Source organism: Streptomyces sp. NBC_01485 (assembly GCF_036227125.1).
Lineage (GTDB): Bacteria > Actinomycetota > Actinomycetes > Streptomycetales > Streptomycetaceae > Streptomyces.
The window spans coordinates 7,648,084-7,669,231 of the sequence record NZ_CP109435.1 but is presented as its reverse complement, the minus strand read 5'-3'; the positions used below and the strand labels follow the sequence as shown (position 1 = coordinate 7,669,231).

Here is a 21,148-nt window from a genome sequence, read left to right as displayed (position 1 = left end):
CCATGCATCACACCGCGGCACGGTCGCGAGAACCCTCCGTGCGGATGCCGTCGCCGTGGGCCCGGCCCGCGCTCGACAGGCCGTTAGGGTGGCTTCGTGGTGAATGCAGCGGGCAAGTTCGGTCCCTACAACCAGCCGGTGCCCGCGCGGTCCGCGCCGGTCGGCGGGGCATGGGACACCCGCGTCCTGGCAGGCCGGGGGCCCACGGGAGCGGAGCTCGTCCGGTCCAGGATCGCCCTGCGGGTGCGTCTGAAGTCCGTGGCGCCGGGAGACCGGCTGCCGGACGCGGGCGTCCTCGCCGAGGAACTGGGGATCAGTGAGATCACCGTGCGCCGCGCGCTGGAGGCCATGTGCCAGGACGGCCTGCTCGACCGCCGTCGGGGCCGGGCGGGCGGGACCTTCGTCGCCGCCGACTGGGACACGGTCGTCGCCGTACTGCACGACGCCGACGAGGCGGCCGCGTTGGAATCCTTCCATCTGCTGCTCGAATGCGGTCTCGTGGCGCACAACACCGGCGAGGTCCCGGACGGGCGGCTCAACGGACTGCGGGCGCTGGTCGAGGAGATGGACCTGGTCGAGGATCCGGCCCGGCTGCTCGAGCTGGAGACCCGCTTCCACCTCGGCCTCGCGGAGGCCCTCGGCGGCGCCGGGATCCGTGAGTTCGCGGCCGACCTGCTCGGCCGGCAGTGCCTGCTGGGGCCCTCGCCGGACCCCGCGGTCGTACGAGCCCGCAACCGCTGCCACGCCGACCTGCTCGACGAGCTCACCTGCGGCGCGATGGACCCGGCGGTACACGCGGTGAAGGCACACCGGCACGCCGGCCTGCACTGATCTCCTCTTTTCCCTCCCTTCCCCGTGTCGCCACCCCGCAGAAGGAGTTGTCGCCATGCCGGACCCCGGAGCTGTCGGCCCGTCGTCGACGTCGGGCCCCCCCGTCGGCGCGCCCCAGCGGCTGCGCGGCGGCGTCCTCGGCATGGCGGACATCGCCGCCGCCACGATGGCCAACGTCGGCCCGGCGATGAGTTTCTTCTTCGGCTTCGCCTTCCTGGCCACCACCGCGGGGGTGGCGTCCCCGCTGACCATCGTGGCGGCAGGGGTGGCGGTCGCGCTGCTCGGCAACACGCTGGCCGAGTTCTCCCGGGCGCACCCCTCGGCGGGCAGCTTCACCACCTTCGTCGGCCGGACGTTCGGGCCGGTCAGCGCGGTGACCACGGCGCTGCTGGCCGGACTGGGCTACATCATCGCGATGGCCTCGGTGATCGCGATCTCGGGCGGCTTCGTGCAGATCACCCTGGACCACTACACGGGCGTGGACCTGCCGTGGATCATCTGGACGCTGCTGCTGACCGGGCTGTCGGTGGTGCTGATGCTGCGCGGCATCGTGGTCTCCACCAAGTGGGCCGGCTACTTCTTCGGCGTGGAGATGCTGGTGCTCGTCGTGGTGTCGGTCGCGACGATCGTCGAGCACCGCGGCGACCTCTCCGCCACCCCGTTCCTGCCCAGCCACCTCACCCACGGCCTCAAGGGGCTGGCGGCCGGCTTCCCGCTGGCGGTGTACCTGTTCATCGGCTGGGAGAACTCGGCGGCACTCGCGGAGGAGACGGAGAACCCACGGCGCAACGTCGGCCGCGCCGTGTTCTCCTCCATCGCGATCATGACGGTGAGCTACATCCTCTTCTCCTACGCCACGGTGACCGGTTTCGGCTACGACGTGGAACGGCTCGGCGCCTCCCGGATCCCCTTCATCGACGTCGCCCACCACACGCTCGGCGCGCTGGCGCTCCTCGCCTACGTCGGCGGCCTGACCTCGACCCTGGGCGTACTCATCGCGGGCATCAACTCCCAGGCCCGCCTGGTGTTCAACGCCGGCCGCGAAGGGCTGCTGCCGTCCTTCTTCGGCTACGTCCACCCCACCCGTCGTACGCCGAACAACGCGATCGTCACCTTCGCCGCCACCGCGCTGCTGATCATCGGAGGCTGGGGGCTGGGCCATCTGCTCGGGTCCGACGACGGTTCGATGAACCCCGTGGTCTTCTTCACGGAGTCCTCGAGCCTGGGCACCATCCTGATCCTGCTGGTCTACCTCGCGTCCAACATCGCCCTGCCGCTGTACTACCGCAGATACCGCCCACAGGAGTTCCGGACCGTCCGGCACCTCGTGCTGCCCGCGATCGGTACCCTCGCCATCCTGGTTCCGCTCTACTACCTCGCCAAGCCCGGCCAGCCCGCCCCCTACAACTGGTTCCCGTACGCGGCCCTGGCCACCCTGGTCGCGGCCGTCGGCTACGCGACCCTCCTGGTCCGCCGTGACCCCGGCCTGGCCGAGCGGGTGGGCTCGGTCGTCGCCGACGCGGAGTGAGCCGTCCGGGTCCGGGCGGCCGATGTGCCTGAAGTGGCCCCGCTCTGAGCAGACGTCGTGAGGGGGAATCCGCCGCGCCCCGATCCGGGCGGACTCTCGCGGAGCAGCCGGTGTCGAGCGGTCCGGCCTCCGCCCGCCGTTGTCAGGGCCGGGCTGGTCCTTCCCGACGTGGCCTAGCCGCCGACAGGAGAAGCCCCCCGGATTTATCCGGGGGGAGGAGTCACCTCACCCGTACCGGCCAACTCGTGGGGTCGGTCGACTTCATGGCTCCCGAGCGCCTCGTCGGCGGCGCGCCGGGTCCGGAGGCCGACCTGTGGGCGCTGGGGGCAACGCTCTTCCAGGCGGTCGAGGGCCGCTCGCCGTTTCTCCGGAGCACGGTGGCGCAGACGATGTACGCCATCGCCATGGAGCCGCCTCCCGAGGTGCGAGGCGCCGGGCCGCTCACCCCGCTGATCCAGGGCCTGCTCGCCGCCAAACCGGCCGAGCGGCTTTCGGCCGAGGACGCCGAGCGCATGCTGCGAGCACCGGCAGGCGAAGCGGGCTCTTCCGCCGTGGCGCCCGCCGCCCGTACGACGGCCGACAACGCTCCGGCTCCGGTGACGAAGCCGGGGTCGGGGGCGGCGTGGGGGGCGGCGTCGGAGTCAGGGTCGGGGTCGGAGTCGGGGTCGGCGTCGGCGTCGGAGTCGGGGTCGGCGTCGGAGTCGGGGTCGGGGTCGGAGTCGGGGGCGGAGTCGGGGGCGGCGTCGGAGTCGGGGGCGGGGCTGAACTCGGGCCGCGGAACGGACGAGGCACCCGCTGCCGGGCGACCCGCGGAACGTCCGCAGCCCGCTACGACCGAACTGCGGACGCAGCGGTCCCCGGCCCGTTCGAAGAAGCCGGTTGTGCTTGCCGCAGCCGTCGCCACGGCGCTGCTGATCGCGATCGCTGTGCTGATCACCATGCCCACGCACAACAACGGCGCCAAGGCCACGGCGTCGGGCGGCCCGCTCGCGGCCGACGACCGCACGCCGCAGCCCACGGACACGCCCGCACCCGCGACATCCCCGGCCGCCTCGTCACACGCCGCGAGTTCCGGCACCGCGTCGCCGACGCCCGCCCCATCGCAGTCGGCGTCAAAAGCCGCGCAGGACGACTCCGAGCCGGAATCCGAGGACAAGGACACGTCCACGGAGAGCGGATCCGGCACATCGGTCGCCCCGGTCGGCCGTGCTCTGGCGGTCGCCGCCTCGGGGAAGTGCCTGAGCAGCGGCGCCGGGACCGAGGGACTGCAACTGTTCCAGGCCACGTGCGACGGCTCCGCGGCGCAGCGATGGCGGACCGGACCGGGTGGGACCCTCCGGTCATCGGGGAAATGCATGACACTGGCCGGAGGGGCGACCGACGACCGGACCGAGATCCAACTCGCCGGCTGCGACGGCGACGCCGGCCAGCGGTTCCACCTCGCCGGCACCCGGCTGATGGCTGATCAATCCCAGAAGTGCGTCGACATCTTCGGGGGCGCGAGCGGAACGGGGGCGGTCCTCTGGGAATGCAACGGGAGGGACAACCAGACCTGGACACTCCGATGACCAGGAGCGCCACGGCGGTCGCCGCCGGTGTGGTTGAGAAGCGCCCGGTGGCACCATGGTCGCCATGTCCAACTCCTACGCGCAACCCGTCCTGAGGACGAACGACCTCTCGGACGGGCTGTCCGTTGTCGAGCGGTTGCTCGGTATCGCCGATCTCAGTGATCTCGAAGTCGATTTCGACGTGCGGATCTCGTCGACGCACGTCCTTTCGGCCGCGCTGGTCGTGTTGCCGGACGCCGAATGGTGGGTGGACGGGGACAGGGACGGCTCGTCGAGGAAGGGGGACGATCCGTCGGCACACCTGCCCATCCGGCTGCGGGGCTGGGCCATGCCGGTGGAGACCGTGCAGCCGTTCCTCGAGGCGGTGGGCGACAGCCCGGCCACGGTGAGGTGGGACTTCGCGTGCTGGCCCGAGGCCCCTGAAGTCGGCCTCGATGCGGGGGGTACCAGGGGCGCGTTCGTGACGATGTGCGTGAATGTCCGCGACCTCGATCTGGAGGAGCCCGCGGCCGATCACACGGTTTTCGTCCACGTCAAGCAGATCGAGGCCGAACGCGCTCCATGGCTGGCGGCGCAGGTCGGGTTGCGGGTGATCGGCGATCTCGTGATGGCACCGTACTGAGAAGGTCATGAACAGCGGTGCGTCACCGCCGGATTCGTGCGGCGGTGACGCACCGAGGAAATCGGGAACTGCTCAGGCGCGGTTCTGCGATGCCGGATCGCGGATGCCACCAGGGTCCGGGAACTCGCGGATCGTGAAGGCGACCGACATGATCACCACTGACCGCCGAGGTACGGCGATTTCGGCCCGGTGATGAAATGGAATTCGATGGACCGGTACGCGCCGTCGACTAATCGGTGCGAGCCTCCCGGCCCTTTCCGACGCACAGCGCCCAGATGACGAAGGCGTCGACGGCGATCAGCACGATGGCCCAGACGGGCTGGTACGGCAGCCACATGAAGTTGGCGATCATCGACAGGCCGGCCAGAGCGATGCCGACCACCCGGGCCCACAGCATTCCGCGGAACACGGCGGCGCCCGCGAGGACCACCAGGACGCCGAGGGAGAGGTGGATCCAGCCCCAGCTCGTCAGGTTGAAGTTGTAGGCGTAGTCGCGGGTGACGACGAAGACGTCGTCCTGGGCGATGGCGGCAATTCCTTGGAATATCGCCATCAGCCCGCCGAAGATCATCATGACGCCGGCGAATCCGGTCCAGCCGGTCACCCACGCGCCTTCGCCGCTGCTCCCTGTTCTGTGTTCGTGGTGCATTCCAGTCGTAGCCATATCGGGCTCCTCCCACGTAGACGTCGCCACTGGTGTGGCCGCGGCCCGGTCACCCTCATATCAGCTTGCCACGAGAATCACAGACCGGCAGAACACCGCCATTCGCGCGGCGAGGGGCGGAGTGCGCCGGTAATTCGTACCTCCGCCGGGAAACGCAGGATCCTCGATTCCTGAGCACCGATCAGGACGCACGATCAGGACGCACCGGCAGGTCCGGGTCCCGGGCGGAAACTGGCCACGAGAATGTGCAGGCTGACGACAAGTACCCACATGGGGAAGACCAGTTCGGACCAGGCGATGCTGCGCGTCAGGAGAAGCAGCGTCAGAGCGACGAGATAGCCGAGGAAGGCAAGCCAGCGCGGAAGGACTCCGAGCCGATGCCCGACGGTGGAGGTCGTGAAGGTGAACACCGCGGCCATGCGCATCGCGTAGGTCGTCAGGAGGCTGTAGGTGACGTGACGGCCGAAGGGCCACCCTTGCAGCGTGGAGCCGGCCTTGGACACATCGGCCGTGACCAGGAGGCCGCCGGCCGCCGCCGCGGCCCCGAAGAGAGTCGCCACGAACAGCAGACCGCTGCCCAGGAAGACCATGGCGAAGAACTGGTCCTCCGCCTCTCCGATGCGTGCGCGCACAGCGCCCATGAACCACAGGAAGAAGATGCCCGCGAAGGGAATGAGGTTGAGGGCCGTCTGCACGGTACCCCGGCGCGAGGGGTCGGTGACCCAGTCGCTGCCCATGTTCCCGGGCTCGTCCGGTACCGCCACGCGGATCAGAACGATGGCCGCGGCGAGCAGCAGGGCGAAGGCGACCCCCACCACTCCTGCGGCTCGTGGCGTGCGCAGCGCCTGAAGCTTCCTTTCCATGGGCGGTCTTCCGCTTCCTCTCCCGGCCGGTGTGCCTCGTCCGATGACGGTCCTGTGTTCCCCCGTCCGGTGCGGCCCGCGCGCACGCCCGGCGGGCGGCGTAAGACCAGCAAGCACCGGTGTACGTCGACGTGCCACCGGGACTGTCCATGCGGGTGACGTGACGTGCGCGGACACCGGTGAGTCGGGCGGCCGGGTGAGTCGCGGTCCAGGTACGACGCAGCCCGCCGGGAACGACGGAGGTCGAGACGCCGCCGACCGGGTCGATGAGGGAGCCTTCCCAGATCAGGATGCGCTGGAGCCGGTCCTTCGGTCGCACGAAGCCGAGCAGCGGTCCGACGACCGTCGGCCCCGAGACCACGAGGATCGCGCCGGTCATGACGGGCCGCCCGTGGGGACATGCCCAGCAGCGGCACGGCGAGGAGCGTGCCGAGCAGCCCGGTGATCAGGACGCCGATCCAGATCAGCCGGACGACGACGCGGCGGGTGTGGCCCTTCAGCCGCGCCAGGTCCAGCCCGAGGCCCGCGTCGTAGAGGATCACGGCGACGGCCAGCGACACGAGCGGGGAGAACGCCGCTCCGAGCAGCCGCTCGGGGTCGACGTCGTCGATCAGCGCGCCGGCGGCGAAGCCGACCGGCAGCAGGACGATGAGGGCGGGGACGCGCAGGCGGCCGGCCAGGACCTGCGATCCGACGGCCATGACCAGGATCAGGCCGACGCCGATGAGCACCTGGTCCGTCGTCACGGGTGGGTACGACGGCCGATGCGCCGCCAGACAGCCCGTTGGAATCTGATCATCAGTACGCCCACCAGGATCAGCAGCACGATGTTGAGCAGGAGTTGGACCAGGGATCCGCGCGCCTCGCTCCAACTGGAGAACGCGCAGGAGACGCCGATGTCGGCGGCGGCGGGGATGGTGGTGACCGAGATGAAGACGCCGAGCAGTGCGCTCGTCCTGGCCTGGGTCAGGGACATGATCCCGACGATTCCGGCCAGCACCGCGACGACGACGGAGAAGACGTTGGGGGCGTCGATCAGCGTGGAGACCGGCCTGAAGCCCAGGTCGAACGCCTCGGGCTGGAAGTCGAGGCCCCGGATCGCCCACGAGAACAGGAAGGTCACCAGGACGGCCAGCAGGAATCCCACGGTCAGGGCGAACAGGCCCTGCCGGACCCTGGTGCCGTTGCCGCGGTCGATGCCCAGCGCGACGCTGGTGATGGCGCCGTACTCCGGTCCTACGACCATCGCCGCGACGATCAGGATCTGGGAGTTGGTGATGATGCCCACCGCCCCGATGACGCCCGCGATGACCAGGTAGACGTAGAAGCTCGGCAGATAGGTGCCCTCGGCGCGGATGCGCGCCTCCACCTCCTCCCAGACCGGCGCGTGTGCGAGCGCTCCGAGTTGCTGGCGCTCCGCCGCGGCCGCGGTGCCGGAGAAGGCCATCTCGACCGGCTCGATGACGATGGATCCGCGGCGGTCGAGTTCCAGCTCGCGCAGACCGCGCAGCACGGCGTTGGCCGCACCGGCCAGGATGTCGCACTCGATCGCGTCGCCGTCGGGGTTGTGCGCCAGTTCGGGAAACACGACCAGGTTGAAGACATAGCGGTCGTCGGTCAGCAGCCCGACCGCCCGGGGGGTGAGATCAGGGGGGCTCACCAGTCGGACGTGGATCATCTCCATGCACCACCTCCATCGCTCGGCCGACGGACCCGCCGAGGCGCTGTCGAGGCGCGCCACGGTGCCCGAGCGCCGAGCCTCCCCCGACTGTGACCGACCGACTCCGGTCAGTAACGCCCGACGGGCGGGGGACGGCAAGCCGGGTGCGGTGCTCTGCACCGGCGCCCCCGGCTGCTTCGGCTCCGGCGCCCCCGGTCGCTTCGGCCGCCCGCCGCTGCCCCATGACCGCGGCGGGCCTGCGACACGTCCCCGTTGCGCCGAAAGGGTGCTGGTGCCGGCCGGGGGGCTGCCGTCACCGGCCGCCGTGGGCGGGCGGTCGCCGGTCGCTTCCGACGCGCAAGGGTCACCCGAGTGGCCGATAGTGGACGCAGGGGGCGTTTTCCGAGAACTCGGAGCAGCCATGGACCGCTACCCACCCATCGCCGAACACGGCCTGGTGGGCGACCTGCAGACCGCCGCGCTCGTCTCGTCGCAGGGTGTCGTGGACTGGTTCGCCGCACCCCGGTTCGACTCGCCCAGCATCTTCGCCGCCCTGCTCGACCATGACGGCGGCGGATACATGCTGCTGGCCCCCGAGCACCCCGAGGCGTCCTGCAAGCAGCTCTACTACCCCGACACGGCCATTCTGGTGACCCGGTTCATGTCACCGGACGGGGTGGGCGAGGTGGTCGACTGCATGCCTCCGGACCGGACCCGCACCGCCAGCGACCGTCACACCCTGATCCGCGTGGTGCGTTGCGTGCGGGGGACCGTCGACTTCACGTTCGAGTGCCGGCCGCGCTTCGACTACGGCCGGGCCGAGCACCGGCTGGAACTCGGCGAGAACACCGGCCTGTTCCGGTCCCCGGGGATGGACGCGCACCTGCAGACCTCCTTCCCGCTGGAGCGGGACGGCCAGGACGTACGCGGCAGGGTGACGCTGAGCGCCGGCGAGTCCGGCGGCGCCGTGTTCACCGTCTGCGCGTCCGGCGGTGAGGCACCGGCGCCCCTCACGGTCGAAGACGTCACCGCACAGGTCGAGAACACCGGCCTCTTCTGGCAGCAGTGGCTGCGTCAGTCCCGCTACCGGGGCCGCTGGCCCGAGCTGGTGCACCGCTCGGTCATCACCCTCAAGCTCCTCACCTACGCCCCCACCGGCGCCCTCATCGCGGCGGCCACCATGGGCCTGCCGGAGCAGGTCGGCGGAGAACGCAACTGGGACTACCGGTTCACCTGGGTACGCGACAGCGCGCTGTCCGTGCGCGCCATGATGGACCTCGGCTTCGCCGAGGAGGCCACCGCCTTCCTCCACTGGCTGATCGAAAGGCTGCAGGAGCGCGAGGGCAAGGAGGAAGAGCCGCTCCAGACGATGTACCGGGTGGACGGCAACCCCGACCTGCCCGAGGAGACACTCGAACACTTCGAGGGCTACCGAGGCTCCTCCCCCGTCCGCATCGGCAACGGCGCCGCCGGCCAACTCCAGTTGGACATCTACGGCGAGGCCGTCTACGCGTTGTCGCAGGGCCGGGAGATCGCGCAGCAGGCCACCTACCGGGGCTGGAAGACACTGACCAGGGCGCTCGACTGGTTCGCCGAAGCCTGGGACCGGCCGGACGAGGGCATCTGGGAAACCCGCGGCGGCCGTCAGGACTTCACCTACAGCCGGGTCATGTCCTGGGTCGCCTTCGACCACGCGCTGCGCCTGGCCGACCACTTCCGCAGGCCGGCCGACCTGGAGAAGTGGCGCGGCGCCAGGGACTCCATCCTCGAACAGATCATGGAACGGGGCTGGAGCGACCAGGAGGGCGCCTTCGTCCAGCACTACGGCGGCGACGTCCTGGACGCCTCCCTGCTGCTCATGCCGAGGGTCGGCTTCATCGCCCCGAAGGACCCGGCCTGGCTCTCCACGCTCGACGCGATGGACCGCAAGCTCGTCTCCGACAGCCTCGTCTACCGCTACGACCCCGCCGCGTCGCCGGACGGGCTGCGCGGTTCCGAGGGCACCTTCAGTCTGTGCACCTTCCTCTACGTCGACGCGCTGGCCCGGGCCGGGCGGCTGCCCCAGGCCCGCTACACCTTCGAGAAGATGCAGACCTACGCCAACCACGTCGGGCTCTTCGCCGAGGAGATCGGCCCCAGCGGGGAGCAACTGGGCAACTTCCCGCAGGCGTTCACCCATCTGTCGCTCATCATGGCGGCCACCACCCTCGATCAGGCGCTCGACGCGGAGGAGGGGCGCTGACCCATGGTCACGCATGCCCGTCCGGCAGGACCGCCGCCGCTGACCGAGGACGAGTTCGGCGCGCTGTACCGGCGCCTGCGCTCGCGCGCCGCCTGGGCCGCGGGTGAGCGGGGCGCGCTGGACGCGCTCACTCCCGCCCGGGTGCTGGCCGCCACCCGCGAGGTGCGGACCGGCCGGACGGTCACGCTCGCCGCCCCGGTGGAGACGCGGCCCGGCCCGGACAACCCGGAGCCCGCGAAGCACCGGATGAGCGGGCGGCCGGAGGAAGACACCTCCAGCGGGCTCCACTTCGCGCTCGACAGCTTCGCGATGAACGTGCACGGCGACGCCGACAGCCACCTCGACGCCCTGTGTCACGTGATCTACGACGGCACACTGCACGGCGACGTGTCCGCGAGCAGCGTCACGGCGGGCGGGGCCACGGCGCTCTCCGTCGAGGCGGCGCGCGACGGGATCGTCGGACGGGGCGTGCTGCTGGACGTCCCGCGGCTGCGCGGCGTGTCCTGGCTCGAACCGGGTGATCACGTGAGCGCCGACGACCTCACCGCGGCCGAGAGCGCCCAGCGCCTCCGCGTCGGAGAGGGCGACCTCCTGTTCGTCCGGGTCGGTCACCGTCGGCGCCGCGCCGAACTCGGGGCGTGGCACGCGGCACGTGAGCGCGCCGGGCTCCACCCGTCGGCGCTGGAGTTCCTCGCGGACCGGCGGGTCGCCGTGCTCGGCGGCGACGGGAACAACGACACCGCCCCGAGTTCCACCGAGGGCGTCGACTTCCCCGTGCACGTGCTGGCGGTCCACGCGATGGGCCTTCACCTGCTGGACTACCTGCAGTTCGAGGACCTGGCCCCGGTCTGCGAGGCGGAGGGACGCTGGTCGTTCCTCTGCGTGATCGCCCCGCTGAGACTGCCGGACGCCACCGGCTCGCCGGTCAACCCGATCGCCGTCCTGTGACCCCGGCGCCCACGGTCGTGGTGGTCATGGGGGTCTCGGGATCGGGCAAGTCGACTGTGGGACCGCTGCTCGCGCGGCGGCTCAGGGTGCCCTTCCTGGAGGCGGACGACGTCCACCCGGCCGCGAACCGCGCCAAGATGGCCGCGGGTCACCCGCTCGACGACGAGGACAGGCGGCCGTGGCTGCTGTCCGTCGCCGAATGGATCCGGGAGGCGACCGACACCGGCCGGGGCGGGGTGGTGGCGTGCTCGGCCCTCAAGCGCGAGTACCGGGATCTGTTGCGCAGGGCGGGCGCGGGCGCGTGGTTCCTGTATCTGGCGCTCGACCGCGCGACGGCCGACCGGCGGGTCGCGGGCCGTGTGGACCACTTCATGCCCGCCCGGCTGGTGGACTCCCAGTACGCCGCCCTCGAACCGCTGCGGCCGGACGAGCCCGGCCTGACCGTCGCCGCGGTGGCCGACCCGCGGACCATCGTCGACCAGGCGGTGCACGCCGTACGGAACACGAGGTGACCGCACGGTGGCCGCACGCCCGTTCGACTCCGCCGGGTCGCAGCCACCCGGCCCACCCGATAGCTTGGTAATCGGTGCCGAATGTTCCGACTGTACGACTCCTGGAACGGGACCCTCTCATGACCGACGATCAGCACTACGACGTCATCGTCATCGGTACGGGAGCGGGCGGCGGTACGCTCGCCCACCGGCTGGCCCCCACCGGCAAACGGGTCCTGATCCTGGAACGCGGCGGCTACCTGCCACGCGAGCGGGACAACTGGGACTCCACCGCCGTCTTCGTCAAGGGCAAGTACCGCGCCCCCGAGTTCTGGTACGACAAGCACGGCAACGAGTTCCCCCCGGAGGTCAACTACTACGTCGGGGGCAACACCAAGTTCTACGGCGCCGCGCTCTTCCGCCTCCGGCCCGAGGACTTCGGCGAACTGCGCCACCACGACGGCATCTCCCCTGCCTGGCCGATCCGCTACGAGGACCTGGAGCCGTACTACACCCAGGCCGAGCACCTCTACCTGGTGCACGGCCGGCACGGCGAGGACCCCACCGGAGGGCCGACCAGCGCGCAGTACGCCTACCCGCCGGTCGAGCACGAGGCGCGCATCCAGCAGCTCAGCGACGATCTGGGGAAGGCCGGGCTGCACCCGTTCCACCTGCCGATCGGCGTGAACCTCACCCAGGACGAGCACGGCCGGGCCGCCCATGACAGCGTCTGCATCCGCTGCGACCGGGTCGACGGCTTCCCCTGCCTGGTGGGCGCGAAGTCCGACGCGCAGGTGATCTGCGTCGACCCGGCGCTCAGGTACGACAACGTCACGATGGTGACCGACGCCAACGTGCGCCGCCTGGAGACCGACCCGACCGGACGCACCGTCACCAGAGTCGTCGCCGAGCTCCGGAACGGAGTGACCGAGGGGTTCAGCGCCGACATCGTGGTGGTCGCGGCCGGCGCGGTCAACTCCGCCGTCCTGCTGCTGCGTTCGGCCAACGACAAGCACCCCGGCGGGCTGGCCAACAGCTCGGACGTGGTGGGACGCCACTACATGCGGCACAACAACCTGGCGCTGATGGCGGTGTCGAAGGAACCGAACCCCACCAGGTTCCAGAAGACCCTGGCGCTGAACGACTGGTACCTGGGCGCGGACGACTGGGAGTATCCGCTCGGCGGCATCCAGATGCTCGGCAAGTCGGACGCCGACCAGATCCACGGCGAGGCGCCGCGCTGGGCCGGCGCCGTCACGCCCGACATGCCCTTCGAGGTACTGGCGCACCACGCCGTCGACTTCTGGCTGTGCGGCGAGGATCTTCCGCTGCCCGGGAGCCGCGTCACCCTCGACCAGGACGACGCCATCCACCTGGCGCTCGACGAGAAGAACAACGTGGCCGGGTTGAAGCGCCTCCAGCACAAGCTGCGGGGGATGCTCGGGCACCTGGGCATGCACGAGCACCATCTGCTGGATCACAGCATCTACCTGCACAAAGGCATGCCGATCGGAGCCACCGCGCACCAGGCCGGCACCGTGCGGTTCGGCGACGACCCGCGCAGTTCGGCCCTCGACGTCAACTGCAAGGCCCACGACCTCGACAACCTCTACGTCGTGGACACCAGCTTCTTCCCCAGCATCGGCGCGGTGAACCCGTCCCTGACCGCCATCGCCAACGCCCTGCGGGTCGGCGACCACATCGCCGCCCGCCTGGGCTGACGGGGACGTCGCTACAGGTTGTCGCCGGGTGTTCTGGCGGCCCGTGTGTCGGCGTCGGTGAGCTCCTCCAGCTCACCCATGGTGTCGAGCCGGTAGAGCAGCACCAGCGCCGGACCGACCAGCACGATCGCGATGCCGGTGACGATCATCAGCCAGCGCAGGGTGTGCGCGGCGCCGGCCGCTTCGGCCACCGTCAGCGAGGTGGGCAGCGCGTAGGGGCGCTGCGCGAAGCCCCAGGCGCCGACGACCAGGGCGACGCTCGCCACCGAGGAGTAGCGGGACCAGCCGTGGGACCGGCGCAGCAGAAGCAGCACCGTGGCCAGACCGCAGACCGCGGCCAGGACGACCAGCGCCAGCCCCCAGCCCCCGGTGAGGCCGTCCCAGACGTACCGGGCGTCGTCGTGGGTGACGGGCAGGCCGATGAGCGCGAGGACCACGACGGCGCCGAAGGCGATCAGCGCCCGCAGGCGGAAGTAGTCGACGAGATCGTGCGCGCCGAACCGCAGGGCGTCGGAACAGAGGAACACCGCGCCGAGGAAGGCGGTGGCGGCGATGGCCAGCAGCCCTACGAGGACGGAGGTGCCGTTGGCCCAGGCGTCCGCGGAGGCGGTCGTGCCGACCTCGACCCGGCCGGAGGCGATGCCGCCGAGCACCGTTCCGAGGAAGAACGGCGTCACCAGTGACGAGACGGCGAACACCGCGCCGTAGATCCGCCGTTGGGCCAGGCGGCGGGACGGCTTGCGCAGGGCGAACCCGGCGCCGCGCAGCACCAGGCCGACGGCGGCGAGGGCGAGCGGCAGCCACATCGCGGAGAAGACGGCCTGGAACATCGTCGGGAAGCCGGTCCACATGATGACCAGAACGAAGATCAACCAGACGTTGTTGACCTCCCAGACCGGCGCCATGGCGTGGTCGACGAGCCAGCGGGGCCGCTTGCCGCGCTCCGCGCCGCCGGCCATGAGGTCCCAGAAGCCCGCGCCGTAGTCGGTGCCTCCGGCGCAGGCGTAGGCGGCGATCGCGAGCACCAGCACCCATGCGATGAAGTCGGCCATCACGACGCACCGCCAGGGGTGTGGTCGGACCCGCCGCCGGGCGCGGCCTGGGCGGCCGCGGGCTCGGGCTCGCTTCTGGGCCCGTACGGGGTGTCGGTCTCCGGGGGGAGTTCGGCGCGCGCGGCGGCCGTGCCCTCGTCGGCGATGCGCCAGCGGGTGCGCATCTTCAGGACGACCGCGAGGAACGCGCCGAAGACGGTCACGTACACGACGACGACGATGCCGAGCATCGCCCACAGCGATCCGGCGCGCGTGTCGGTCACCGCCTCCGAGACCCGCATGTGCTGGTAGACGATCCAGGGCTGGCGGCCGACCTCCGTGGTGATCCAGCCGCACTCCACGGTGACCAGGCAGGCGGCTCCCGCGAGCGCGGCGCAGCGGTAGAACCAGCGGCCGCGCGGGTTGTCCCGGTGTCGCCACCAGGACCAGGCGTACCAGAGCGCGAGCAGGATCAACAGGCTGCCGACGGTGACCATGATGTCGAAGGCCCAGTGGGCGATGGTGGCCTGAGTCGCCGTCGGGCGGTCGCTCGCGGCGACCGACGACAGGCCCGTCACCTTGGTGTCGGGGCTGAATCCGGCGAGGATCGAGTCCAGTTGGGGGATCTTGAGGCCGCCGGAGATCGTCCCGTCGGGATGCAGCCGCCCGAACATGTACTCCGGTACGTGGGTGTCGGTCTTCCAGACGATCTCCGTGGCGGCGAACTTGATCGGCTGCTTGTGGAAGACGGCGCGCGCGGCGGAGTCGCCGAGCATGAACTGGACCGGCGTGAGGACCGCGGCGACCGTGAACGGCACGGTGAAGCCGAGCCGGTGGTAGCGGTCGCGGCGGCCGCGCAGCCAGCCGACCGCGTACACGCCGGCGACCACGTACCCGGCGGTCAGGAGCATCGCGACCACGAAGTGCCAGTACTCCGGGCCGAACATCGGGGTGAAGATCGCCTGTCGCACGTCGACGTGGATCGGCTTGCCCTGGGCGTCGAGGCTGAACCCCTGGGGGGTGTTCATCCAGGAGTTGGCCGCGATGATGCCGAACGCCCCCATCAGGGCGGCCAGCGGCAGCGGTACGGCGAGCCAGAAGTGGGTCCAGGGCTTGAGCCGGCGCCAGCCGTAGAGGTAGATCGCGATCAGGACGGCCTCCAGGAAGAACGCCCACGCCTCGATGCCGAACCCGAGGCCGAAGACGTCTCCCCAGCGGCCCATCATGCCGGGCCACAGCAGGCCGAACTCGAAGGACAGCACGGTGCCGGTGACGACGCCGATGGCGAACTGCACGGCCATCACCGCCGACCAGCGCCGGGCGAGTGTGAGGGCGACCGGGTCATTGCGACGCAGCGCCCGGTGGTGCATCAGCAGAGTGATGAACGGCAGTGCCACACCGAACGGAACCAGCAGGATGTGCGAGGCCAGGGTGAAGGCCATCAGCTCTCGGGCCGGCAGGAGTTGGGCCGGGGTGCTGTTCGCCACAAGGACGGCGGTGCTGAGCATGTGCGCCTCGATGGTCTGCCCTGCGGGGAGGGAGGGGGGCGGGGCTGAGGAGGGAGGGACGTGGAGGGGGTGCGGCCGGGGCGCTCCTCAGGGCGACGGGGGTGCCTGGGCCGTCGGCGCGTCGGCGTCGGGCATGGTGAAGGCGCGCTCGCGGCGCGAGCCCGTGGCGAAGGCGACGGACCAGCTGAGCACCGCTCCCAGCCTGCTGCGGAAGCCGGTGAGGAAGGCCAGGTGGATGAAGAGCCAGGCGAGCCAGCCGGTGAAGCCCGACAGATGCAGCGGACCGGCCTTGACGACGGCCCGGCCGCGGGAGATGTAGGCGGCGCTGCCGAGATCCACGTATCTGAAGGGCTTCGGCTTCTTCGTCCTGCCCTCGACGACGTGGCGCACACTCCGGCCGGCGTACGCGCCCGACTGCATGGCGACCTCGGCCAGTCCCGGCAGCCGGTTCAGACTCATCACGTCACCCGTGACGCGGATCTCCGGATGGCCGGGGACGGTGAGGTCGGGTTCGACGAGGATGCGTCCGGCCCGGTCCTGTTCGGCGCCGGTCGCCCGGGCCAGCGCGGCGGCGATCGGCGGCGCCTCGACGCCCGCCGTCCACAGCACGGTGCGCGCGTCGAAGCGGGTCGTCGCGCCGTCATGGTCTCGTACGGTCAGGCCGTGCGCGTCGAGGTCGGTGACCATCGTGCCCAGGTGGAGTTCCACTCCGAGATCCTGCAGGGTCCGGGCCGCGCGGTGGGCCAGTCGCGGGCCGAACGCGCCCAGCACCGCGTCGGACCCCTCGAAGAGCAGCACCCGGGCCTTGGCGGAATCGATCCGCTGAAACTCCCGGTCGAGCGTGTGGCCGGCGATCTCCCGGATCTGTCCCGCGAGTTCGACACCGGTCGGCCCACCGCCGACGAGTGCGAAGGTGAGCCACTGCCGCCGCTCCCGTTCGTCCGCGGCCGTCTCGGCCATCTCGAACGCCCGGTAGATCCGTCGGCGGATGTCCAGCGCGTCGTCCAGGGTCTTCATGCCGGGGGCGTGCGCGGCGAACTCGTCGTGCCCGAAGTAGGACTGGCGCATGCCCACCGCGACGATCAGATCGTCGTACGGCAGCGCGAGGGCTGCGCCGTCGGGCCGCCGGGCGTGGACCAGCCGGGCGCCCGCGTCCACGTCGGTGGCTTCGGCCAGCACGCAGCGCACGTTGTGGTGGCGCCGCAGGACCGCGCGAAGCGGTTGCGCGATCTGCCCCTCGGACAGGATCCCGGAGGCGCACTGGTACAGCAGCGGTTGGAAGAGGTGGTGGGCGCGGCGGTCGACCACGGTCACCGCGACCGGTGACTTCCGCAGGGCACGGGCGGCGAACAGCCCCGCGAACCCTCCGCCGAGGATCACCACCCGGCGGGGCGTGACGTGATCCTGCATCGGAGTTCAGCCTCCGGTGGCGAAGCCGGGGAAGAGCGTCATGCCGCCGTCGACGTAGAGGGTGGTGCCGACGACGTAGTCGAGCAGGTCGGACGCCACGGCGACGACGGCGTTGGCGATGTCGTCCGGGTCGCCCACGCGGCGGTACGGGATCAGGCGCAGCAGGTCGGCCTCGGCCTCGGGGGTGGACCAGGCGTCGCGGTTGATCGGCGTGCGGATGGCGCCGGGCGCCACCGCGTTGACCCTGATCCGCTTCGGGGCCAGCTCCTGGGCGAGGGTCTGCATCAGCATGCCCACACCGCCCTTGGAGGAGGCGTAGTTCACGTGCCCCGCCCACGGGACGATCTGGTGGACCGAGCTCATGCAGATGATCTTTCCCGCCGAACGGGAGACCTCCTCCACCACACCGCGCCGGATGAACTCCTTGGCGGCCTCCCGCGCGCACAGGAACTGGCCGGTCAGGTTGACGTCGATGACCTTCTGCCACTGGGCGAGCGTCATCTCCGTCAGGGCCGCGTCCCGCTGGAGGCCCGCGTTGGCCACCATGATGTCGATGGTGCCGAACTCCTCGACCATCCGCGCGACCATGGCGGTCACCTGGTCCTCGTCGGACACATCGGCCTCGTGGGCGTAGGCGCGGACGCCGAAGCTCTCGATCTCCTTCACGACGTTGTCCGCCTCGTGCTCACCGACGACGTAGTTCACCACGACGTCCGCCCCGGCCCGGCCCAGGGCGACGGCGGTCGCCAGGCCGATCCCCGAGTTGGCACCGGTGACCAGCGCCTTCTGGCCCTTGAGAAGCTGCGCTGACGTCGTCCCGCGGTTCTCGACTTTCACTGCCACCACGATCTCTCCTTGGCCGATTCGGACGGCACGCCCTCGGGAAACCTGCGACGCGCATGGGGAAGGCCGGCACTCGGCCGGCCGTCGGGACAGACACAGGAGCCGTCGCCCACCCGGCCTCCAGACGAAAGCACCCCGCGCCGCGAGGCGTACCGACCGGCACGCTGCGCCGCCGATTTCGGCGCGGCACGTCACACGGCCGGGCTACGCACCGCACGAGCCGTGCGGGACCCCCTCCTCGCAACGCACCCAGAACCGGTTCAGCTCAGTTCAGCTCAGCTCAGTGCCAGCTTCCGGAGCCGCCGCCAGTCCATCGGGGCCCTCGTGCGGGGCGCGCCGGGGCGGTGGCGCGGTACGCGTACGCGCAGGGCCCGGGGTCGGATCGTGCACCGCACGGGTGTCGGCAGGGTCAGCGCCTCACCGTCGACCCCGGCTTCGATCTCGGGCTCGTCCGCGTCGATGACGACCTCCTGGGCGGTCAGAGCGGTGAGACCGGGCGCGTGCCTCCCCGCGAGCAGCTCGGCCGCCTGCGCGGCGTTGTCGACGTTGACGCCCAGGACGCCGAGGGCGCCCGAGTCCAGGACCTCTCGGCGGCCGAGGCCGGCGAGGTCGCCCATCCGGTAGGGGTTGTTGCTGACGAGCACGGCCTGCGGCCCGTCGATGGCCGTGTCCGCAGCCTGGACGGCCAGCCGCGGGCCGCGTCGGTGGGTCAGCAGGTCGGGAAGCGTCCGCAGGACGGTGCGGACCTTGTCGTCGCGGTAGGCGGGACTCTGCACCACGGCCGCGTAGGTACCGAAGGAGGCGTTGTTGACAAAGGCCCGCTCACCGATGAAACCGATGTCGACGCGGAGTTCGACGCCGTCGGCGAGCGCGTCCAGGCAGGTCGACGGGTCGTCCCGGTCCAGGCCGAGGTCGAGGGCGAAGTGGTTGCGGGTTCCGGCCGAGATCACCATGAAGGGAATGCCGTGCCGGGCGGCGACGCCGGCCACCAGGGCCTGTGTGCCGTCACCGCCGGCGACTCCGAGGAGGTCTGCGCCGTCTTCGACCGCCTTCTCGGCGAGCGCGACCACGTCCTGCTGATGAGCCGTGTCCAGCAGGAGGACGTCGGCGTCGAGCGCCTCGGCCTTCTCCTTGAGGTGGAACTTCCCCACCTTTCCGCCGCCTGACCGTGGATTCATGATGAGGAAGGGGTGTTTGGGAGGAGCCGTCCGCGTCTCCGGGGGCCCTGCCGGCTCCCCGTCCCCGCTGTCCCCGCTGCCCTCCCTGTCCGCGCTGAGTGCCGCTCCGCCGACGGAAACCCCGAGGGCCCACAGGCCGAGGGAGACGAGTACGACCCACAGCAGCTCCGCCCATGCGTAGAGCACCAGCACCGCGAGCGGGGCGACGGCGGCCAGGGTGAAGGCGAGCAGCCTGCCGATTCCACGCAGGGTCAGCGCCCACCACAGGCTCGCCGCCGATACGGCCAACCCGGCCAGCCCGGCGCCCAGGAGCGCGATGCTCCTGATTCCCGCGAACAGGAGCAGGATCACGACCGCGGCGAGCCCTGCCGCGAGGGCAAGGCGTGCGGACCAACGCTGTGCGGGGCGAACGCGCGCCCCGGAGTCCCTGTGCATGGAACCTCCTGCCGGTCGCGGGCACGGCCGACACGACCGTACGCGGCACCGCCGCGTCCACGGCCGCGAGCCGTCCACGCGGAAGCGCCCCCACCACCACTGCCAGTGCACCACCCGACGGTGTGCGCCGCATGTTCACCACCGCCGCCGCGCGGTTGACCGCGTCTCGCCCGTACGGCCCATCTGGGCGGGCCGTCTCGCCGTAAAGCGGCGGAAATGGAGGCAGGCCGATCCCCCAGGAGCCCTGGAGACCCCATGAGCAGCCCGCACGAGCCGTCCGAGCCCGCTGCCGTCCCGAAGGGGGGCGCCGGCGGCGCGGCGGGGAGCAGGCCCGAGCACGGCACGGCGGCCTCGCGGATCGCCCGGAACACCGTCTCGGCCGTGCTCATCGTGCTCACCTGCATCCTGGTGCCGGTCGCGCTGCTCACGGTGTGGGTGCACGACATCGCGCTGGACACCGACCGGTACGTGGAGACCGTCTCGCCGCTCGCCTCGGATCCGGCGATCGAGGACGCGGCCGTCAAGCGCATCACCCATGCCGCCGACGTACGGGTGGACGGCAGCCGGGCCGCCGCGGACATCGCCGCCTGGCTCCAGGCCCAGGGGCTGCCGCCCCGCGCCGCGCAGGCCGTGAAGGGGCTGGGCCCGCAGCTCGACTCCGCCGTCAACGACACGGTCGAGAAGGTGGCCACCCGCTTCGTGCGGAGCGACCGCTTCGAGCGGATCTGGACGAACGCCAACCGGCGCGCCCACGCCGCGGTCGTCCACGCGCTCACCGGCGAGGGCCGTGGCGCCGTGGGCGTGAACGGCGGGACGGTCACCCTCGACGTCGGCGAAGCCGTCGAACAGGTCAAACAGGCGCTCGTGAACGCCGGCGTATCCCCCGCCTCCAAGATCCCCGAGGTCGACAAGGAGATGGTGCTCTTCCAGTCCGACCAACTGGAAAAGATCCGCAAGGGCGCCCATCTGCTGGACGTGGTCGGGAACTGGTTTCCCGTGATCGTCGTGGTGATCGGCGCGGCCGGTGTGCTGCTCGCCCACCGGCGCCGCCGGGCCCTGGCCCGTACGGCTCTGGGCGCGGCCTTCGCCTGCCTGGTCGTGGCCGTCGTCCTGGTCGTCGCCCGCCGCTACTACCTGGACCACCTCCCGCCCCAGGTCCAGTCGGAGGCAGCCGCGGCAGCCGTCTTCGACACCCTGGTGCACTTCCTCAAGGTGAGTCTGCGCACGGCGATCGTGCTCGGCGTGGTCATCGCGCTGGGCGCCTATCTGATCGGCCCCGGACGACTGCCGCGCGCTGTCCGGGGCACGTCCGAGCGCGCCGCGGGCTCCGCGGCCCAGTGGGCCTACGCCCACCAGGTCCGCACCGGCCGGGTGGGAACCTGGACCCAGACCCACCGCCGGTGGATCGCCCTGGCCGCCCTGCTGATCGTGGCCCTGGTCTTCGCGCTCTGGAACCACCCGACGGCTCTGACCATCCTGCTGCTGGTCGTCGTCCTGCTGGCCGTGCTCGCACTGCTCGCACTCCTGGCCGCCACCGGCCGCGCCACCATCGATGCCGAGCGGACGGCACCACCGCACCCGGAAGCCCACCCGTGAGGAACAGAC

Annotated in this window: 17 protein-coding genes and 1 pseudogene; 9 read left to right on the top strand and 9 right to left on the bottom strand. The window is 71.1% G+C overall.

From position 1 onward, the window contains the following. Positions 1 to 96 precede the first annotated feature (96 nt). The 4 genes from OG352_RS33845 (at position 97) to OG352_RS33830 (ending at position 4,549) form a co-directional block, all read left to right on the top strand. Positions 97 to 831: a FadR/GntR family transcriptional regulator gene (locus OG352_RS33845; RefSeq protein ID WP_329222196.1), complete on the top strand. Its 735-nt coding sequence runs from the start codon at positions 97 to 99 to the stop codon at positions 829 to 831. A 55-nt stretch (positions 832 to 886) separates the two neighbouring features. Next, positions 887 to 2,359, top strand: coding sequence for an APC family permease (locus tag OG352_RS33840; protein ID WP_329222195.1), 1,473 nt, complete (start codon positions 887 to 889; stop codon positions 2,357 to 2,359). 110 nt (positions 2,360 to 2,469) lie between these two features. Then, complete coding sequence (locus OG352_RS33835) at positions 2,470 to 3,927, top strand: ricin-type beta-trefoil lectin domain protein (RefSeq protein ID WP_329222193.1); 1,458 nt, start codon at positions 2,470 to 2,472, stop codon at positions 3,925 to 3,927. Between the two features lie 64 nt (positions 3,928 to 3,991). Beyond that, the gene (locus tag OG352_RS33830) at positions 3,992 to 4,549 is read left to right on the top strand and encodes a hypothetical protein (RefSeq protein ID WP_329222191.1); all 558 of its coding nucleotides are present in this window, start codon (positions 3,992 to 3,994) and stop codon (positions 4,547 to 4,549) included. 229 nt (positions 4,550 to 4,778) lie between these two features. Here OG352_RS33830 and OG352_RS33825 read toward each other — a convergent pair whose 3' ends face one another. The 4 genes and pseudogenes from OG352_RS33825 to OG352_RS33810 form a co-directional block, all read right to left on the bottom strand. Next, a complete protein-coding gene (locus OG352_RS33825; RefSeq protein WP_329222190.1) occupies positions 4,779 to 5,213 on the bottom strand; it encodes a DUF7144 family membrane protein in 435 nt (144 codons plus the stop codon). A 194-nt stretch (positions 5,214 to 5,407) separates the two neighbouring features. Continuing rightward, positions 5,408 to 6,028, bottom strand: a complete 621-nt coding sequence (locus OG352_RS33820; RefSeq protein ID WP_329224053.1) for a hypothetical protein — start codon at positions 6,026 to 6,028, stop codon at positions 5,408 to 5,410. A 280-nt stretch (positions 6,029 to 6,308) separates the two neighbouring features. Further along, a pseudogene (locus tag OG352_RS33815) lies at positions 6,309 to 6,822 on the bottom strand (cation:proton antiporter domain-containing protein); the annotation flags it as partial. Further along, positions 6,819 to 7,760, bottom strand: coding sequence for a DUF389 domain-containing protein (locus tag OG352_RS33810; protein ID WP_329222188.1), 942 nt, complete (start codon positions 7,758 to 7,760; stop codon positions 6,819 to 6,821). The gene OG352_RS33810 and the pseudogene OG352_RS33815, both read right to left, overlap by 4 nt. A 397-nt stretch (positions 7,761 to 8,157) precedes the next feature. On the opposite strand from OG352_RS33810, the gene OG352_RS33805 reads away from it, so the two are divergent. From OG352_RS33805 to OG352_RS33790, 4 genes are all read left to right on the top strand, one after another. After that, entirely contained in the window at positions 8,158 to 9,978 is a 1,821-nt protein-coding gene (locus tag OG352_RS33805; RefSeq protein WP_329222187.1) for a glycoside hydrolase family 15 protein, read from the top strand. A 3-nt stretch (positions 9,979 to 9,981) separates the two neighbouring features. Continuing rightward, positions 9,982 to 10,926: a cyclase family protein gene (locus tag OG352_RS33800; RefSeq protein WP_329222186.1), complete on the top strand. Its 945-nt coding sequence runs from the start codon at positions 9,982 to 9,984 to the stop codon at positions 10,924 to 10,926. Between the two features lie 26 nt (positions 10,927 to 10,952). Continuing rightward, positions 10,953 to 11,438 carry a gluconokinase gene (locus OG352_RS33795; protein ID WP_329222185.1) on the top strand — a complete coding sequence of 162 codons (486 nt, stop codon included), beginning with the start codon at positions 10,953 to 10,955 and terminating at the stop codon, positions 11,436 to 11,438. A gap of 119 nt (positions 11,439 to 11,557) precedes the next feature. Beyond that, entirely contained in the window at positions 11,558 to 13,138 is a 1,581-nt protein-coding gene (locus OG352_RS33790) for a GMC family oxidoreductase (protein ID WP_329222184.1), read from the top strand. 11 nt (positions 13,139 to 13,149) lie between these two features. Here the strand turns inward: OG352_RS33790 and OG352_RS33785 are convergent, their stop codons facing one another. From OG352_RS33785 to OG352_RS33765, 5 genes are all read right to left on the bottom strand, one after another. Next, complete coding sequence (locus OG352_RS33785; RefSeq protein ID WP_329222183.1) at positions 13,150 to 14,190, bottom strand: cytochrome d ubiquinol oxidase subunit II; 1,041 nt, start codon at positions 14,188 to 14,190, stop codon at positions 13,150 to 13,152. Next, positions 14,190 to 15,677 carry a cytochrome ubiquinol oxidase subunit I gene (locus tag OG352_RS33780; RefSeq protein ID WP_329222181.1) on the bottom strand — a complete coding sequence of 496 codons (1,488 nt, stop codon included), beginning with the start codon at positions 15,675 to 15,677 and terminating at the stop codon, positions 14,190 to 14,192. Before OG352_RS33780 ends, OG352_RS33785 begins: the two co-directional genes overlap by 1 nt. A gap of 87 nt (positions 15,678 to 15,764) precedes the next feature. After that, entirely contained in the window at positions 15,765 to 17,087 is a 1,323-nt protein-coding gene (locus tag OG352_RS33775) for an NAD(P)/FAD-dependent oxidoreductase (protein ID WP_329222180.1), read from the bottom strand. A 6-nt stretch (positions 17,088 to 17,093) separates the two neighbouring features. Further along, positions 17,094 to 17,930 carry an SDR family oxidoreductase gene (locus OG352_RS33770; protein ID WP_329224052.1) on the bottom strand — a complete coding sequence of 279 codons (837 nt, stop codon included), beginning with the start codon at positions 17,928 to 17,930 and terminating at the stop codon, positions 17,094 to 17,096. Positions 17,931 to 18,205: 275 nt separating this feature from the next. Further along, positions 18,206 to 19,543, bottom strand: a complete 1,338-nt coding sequence (locus OG352_RS33765) for a diacylglycerol/lipid kinase family protein (RefSeq protein ID WP_329222178.1) — start codon at positions 19,541 to 19,543, stop codon at positions 18,206 to 18,208. Positions 19,544 to 19,798: 255 nt separating this feature from the next. Between OG352_RS33765 and OG352_RS33760 the strand changes: the two genes are divergently transcribed. Next, complete coding sequence (locus tag OG352_RS33760; RefSeq protein WP_329222176.1) at positions 19,799 to 21,139, top strand: hypothetical protein; 1,341 nt, start codon at positions 19,799 to 19,801, stop codon at positions 21,137 to 21,139. The last annotated feature ends 9 nt before the right edge of the window (positions 21,140 to 21,148 follow it).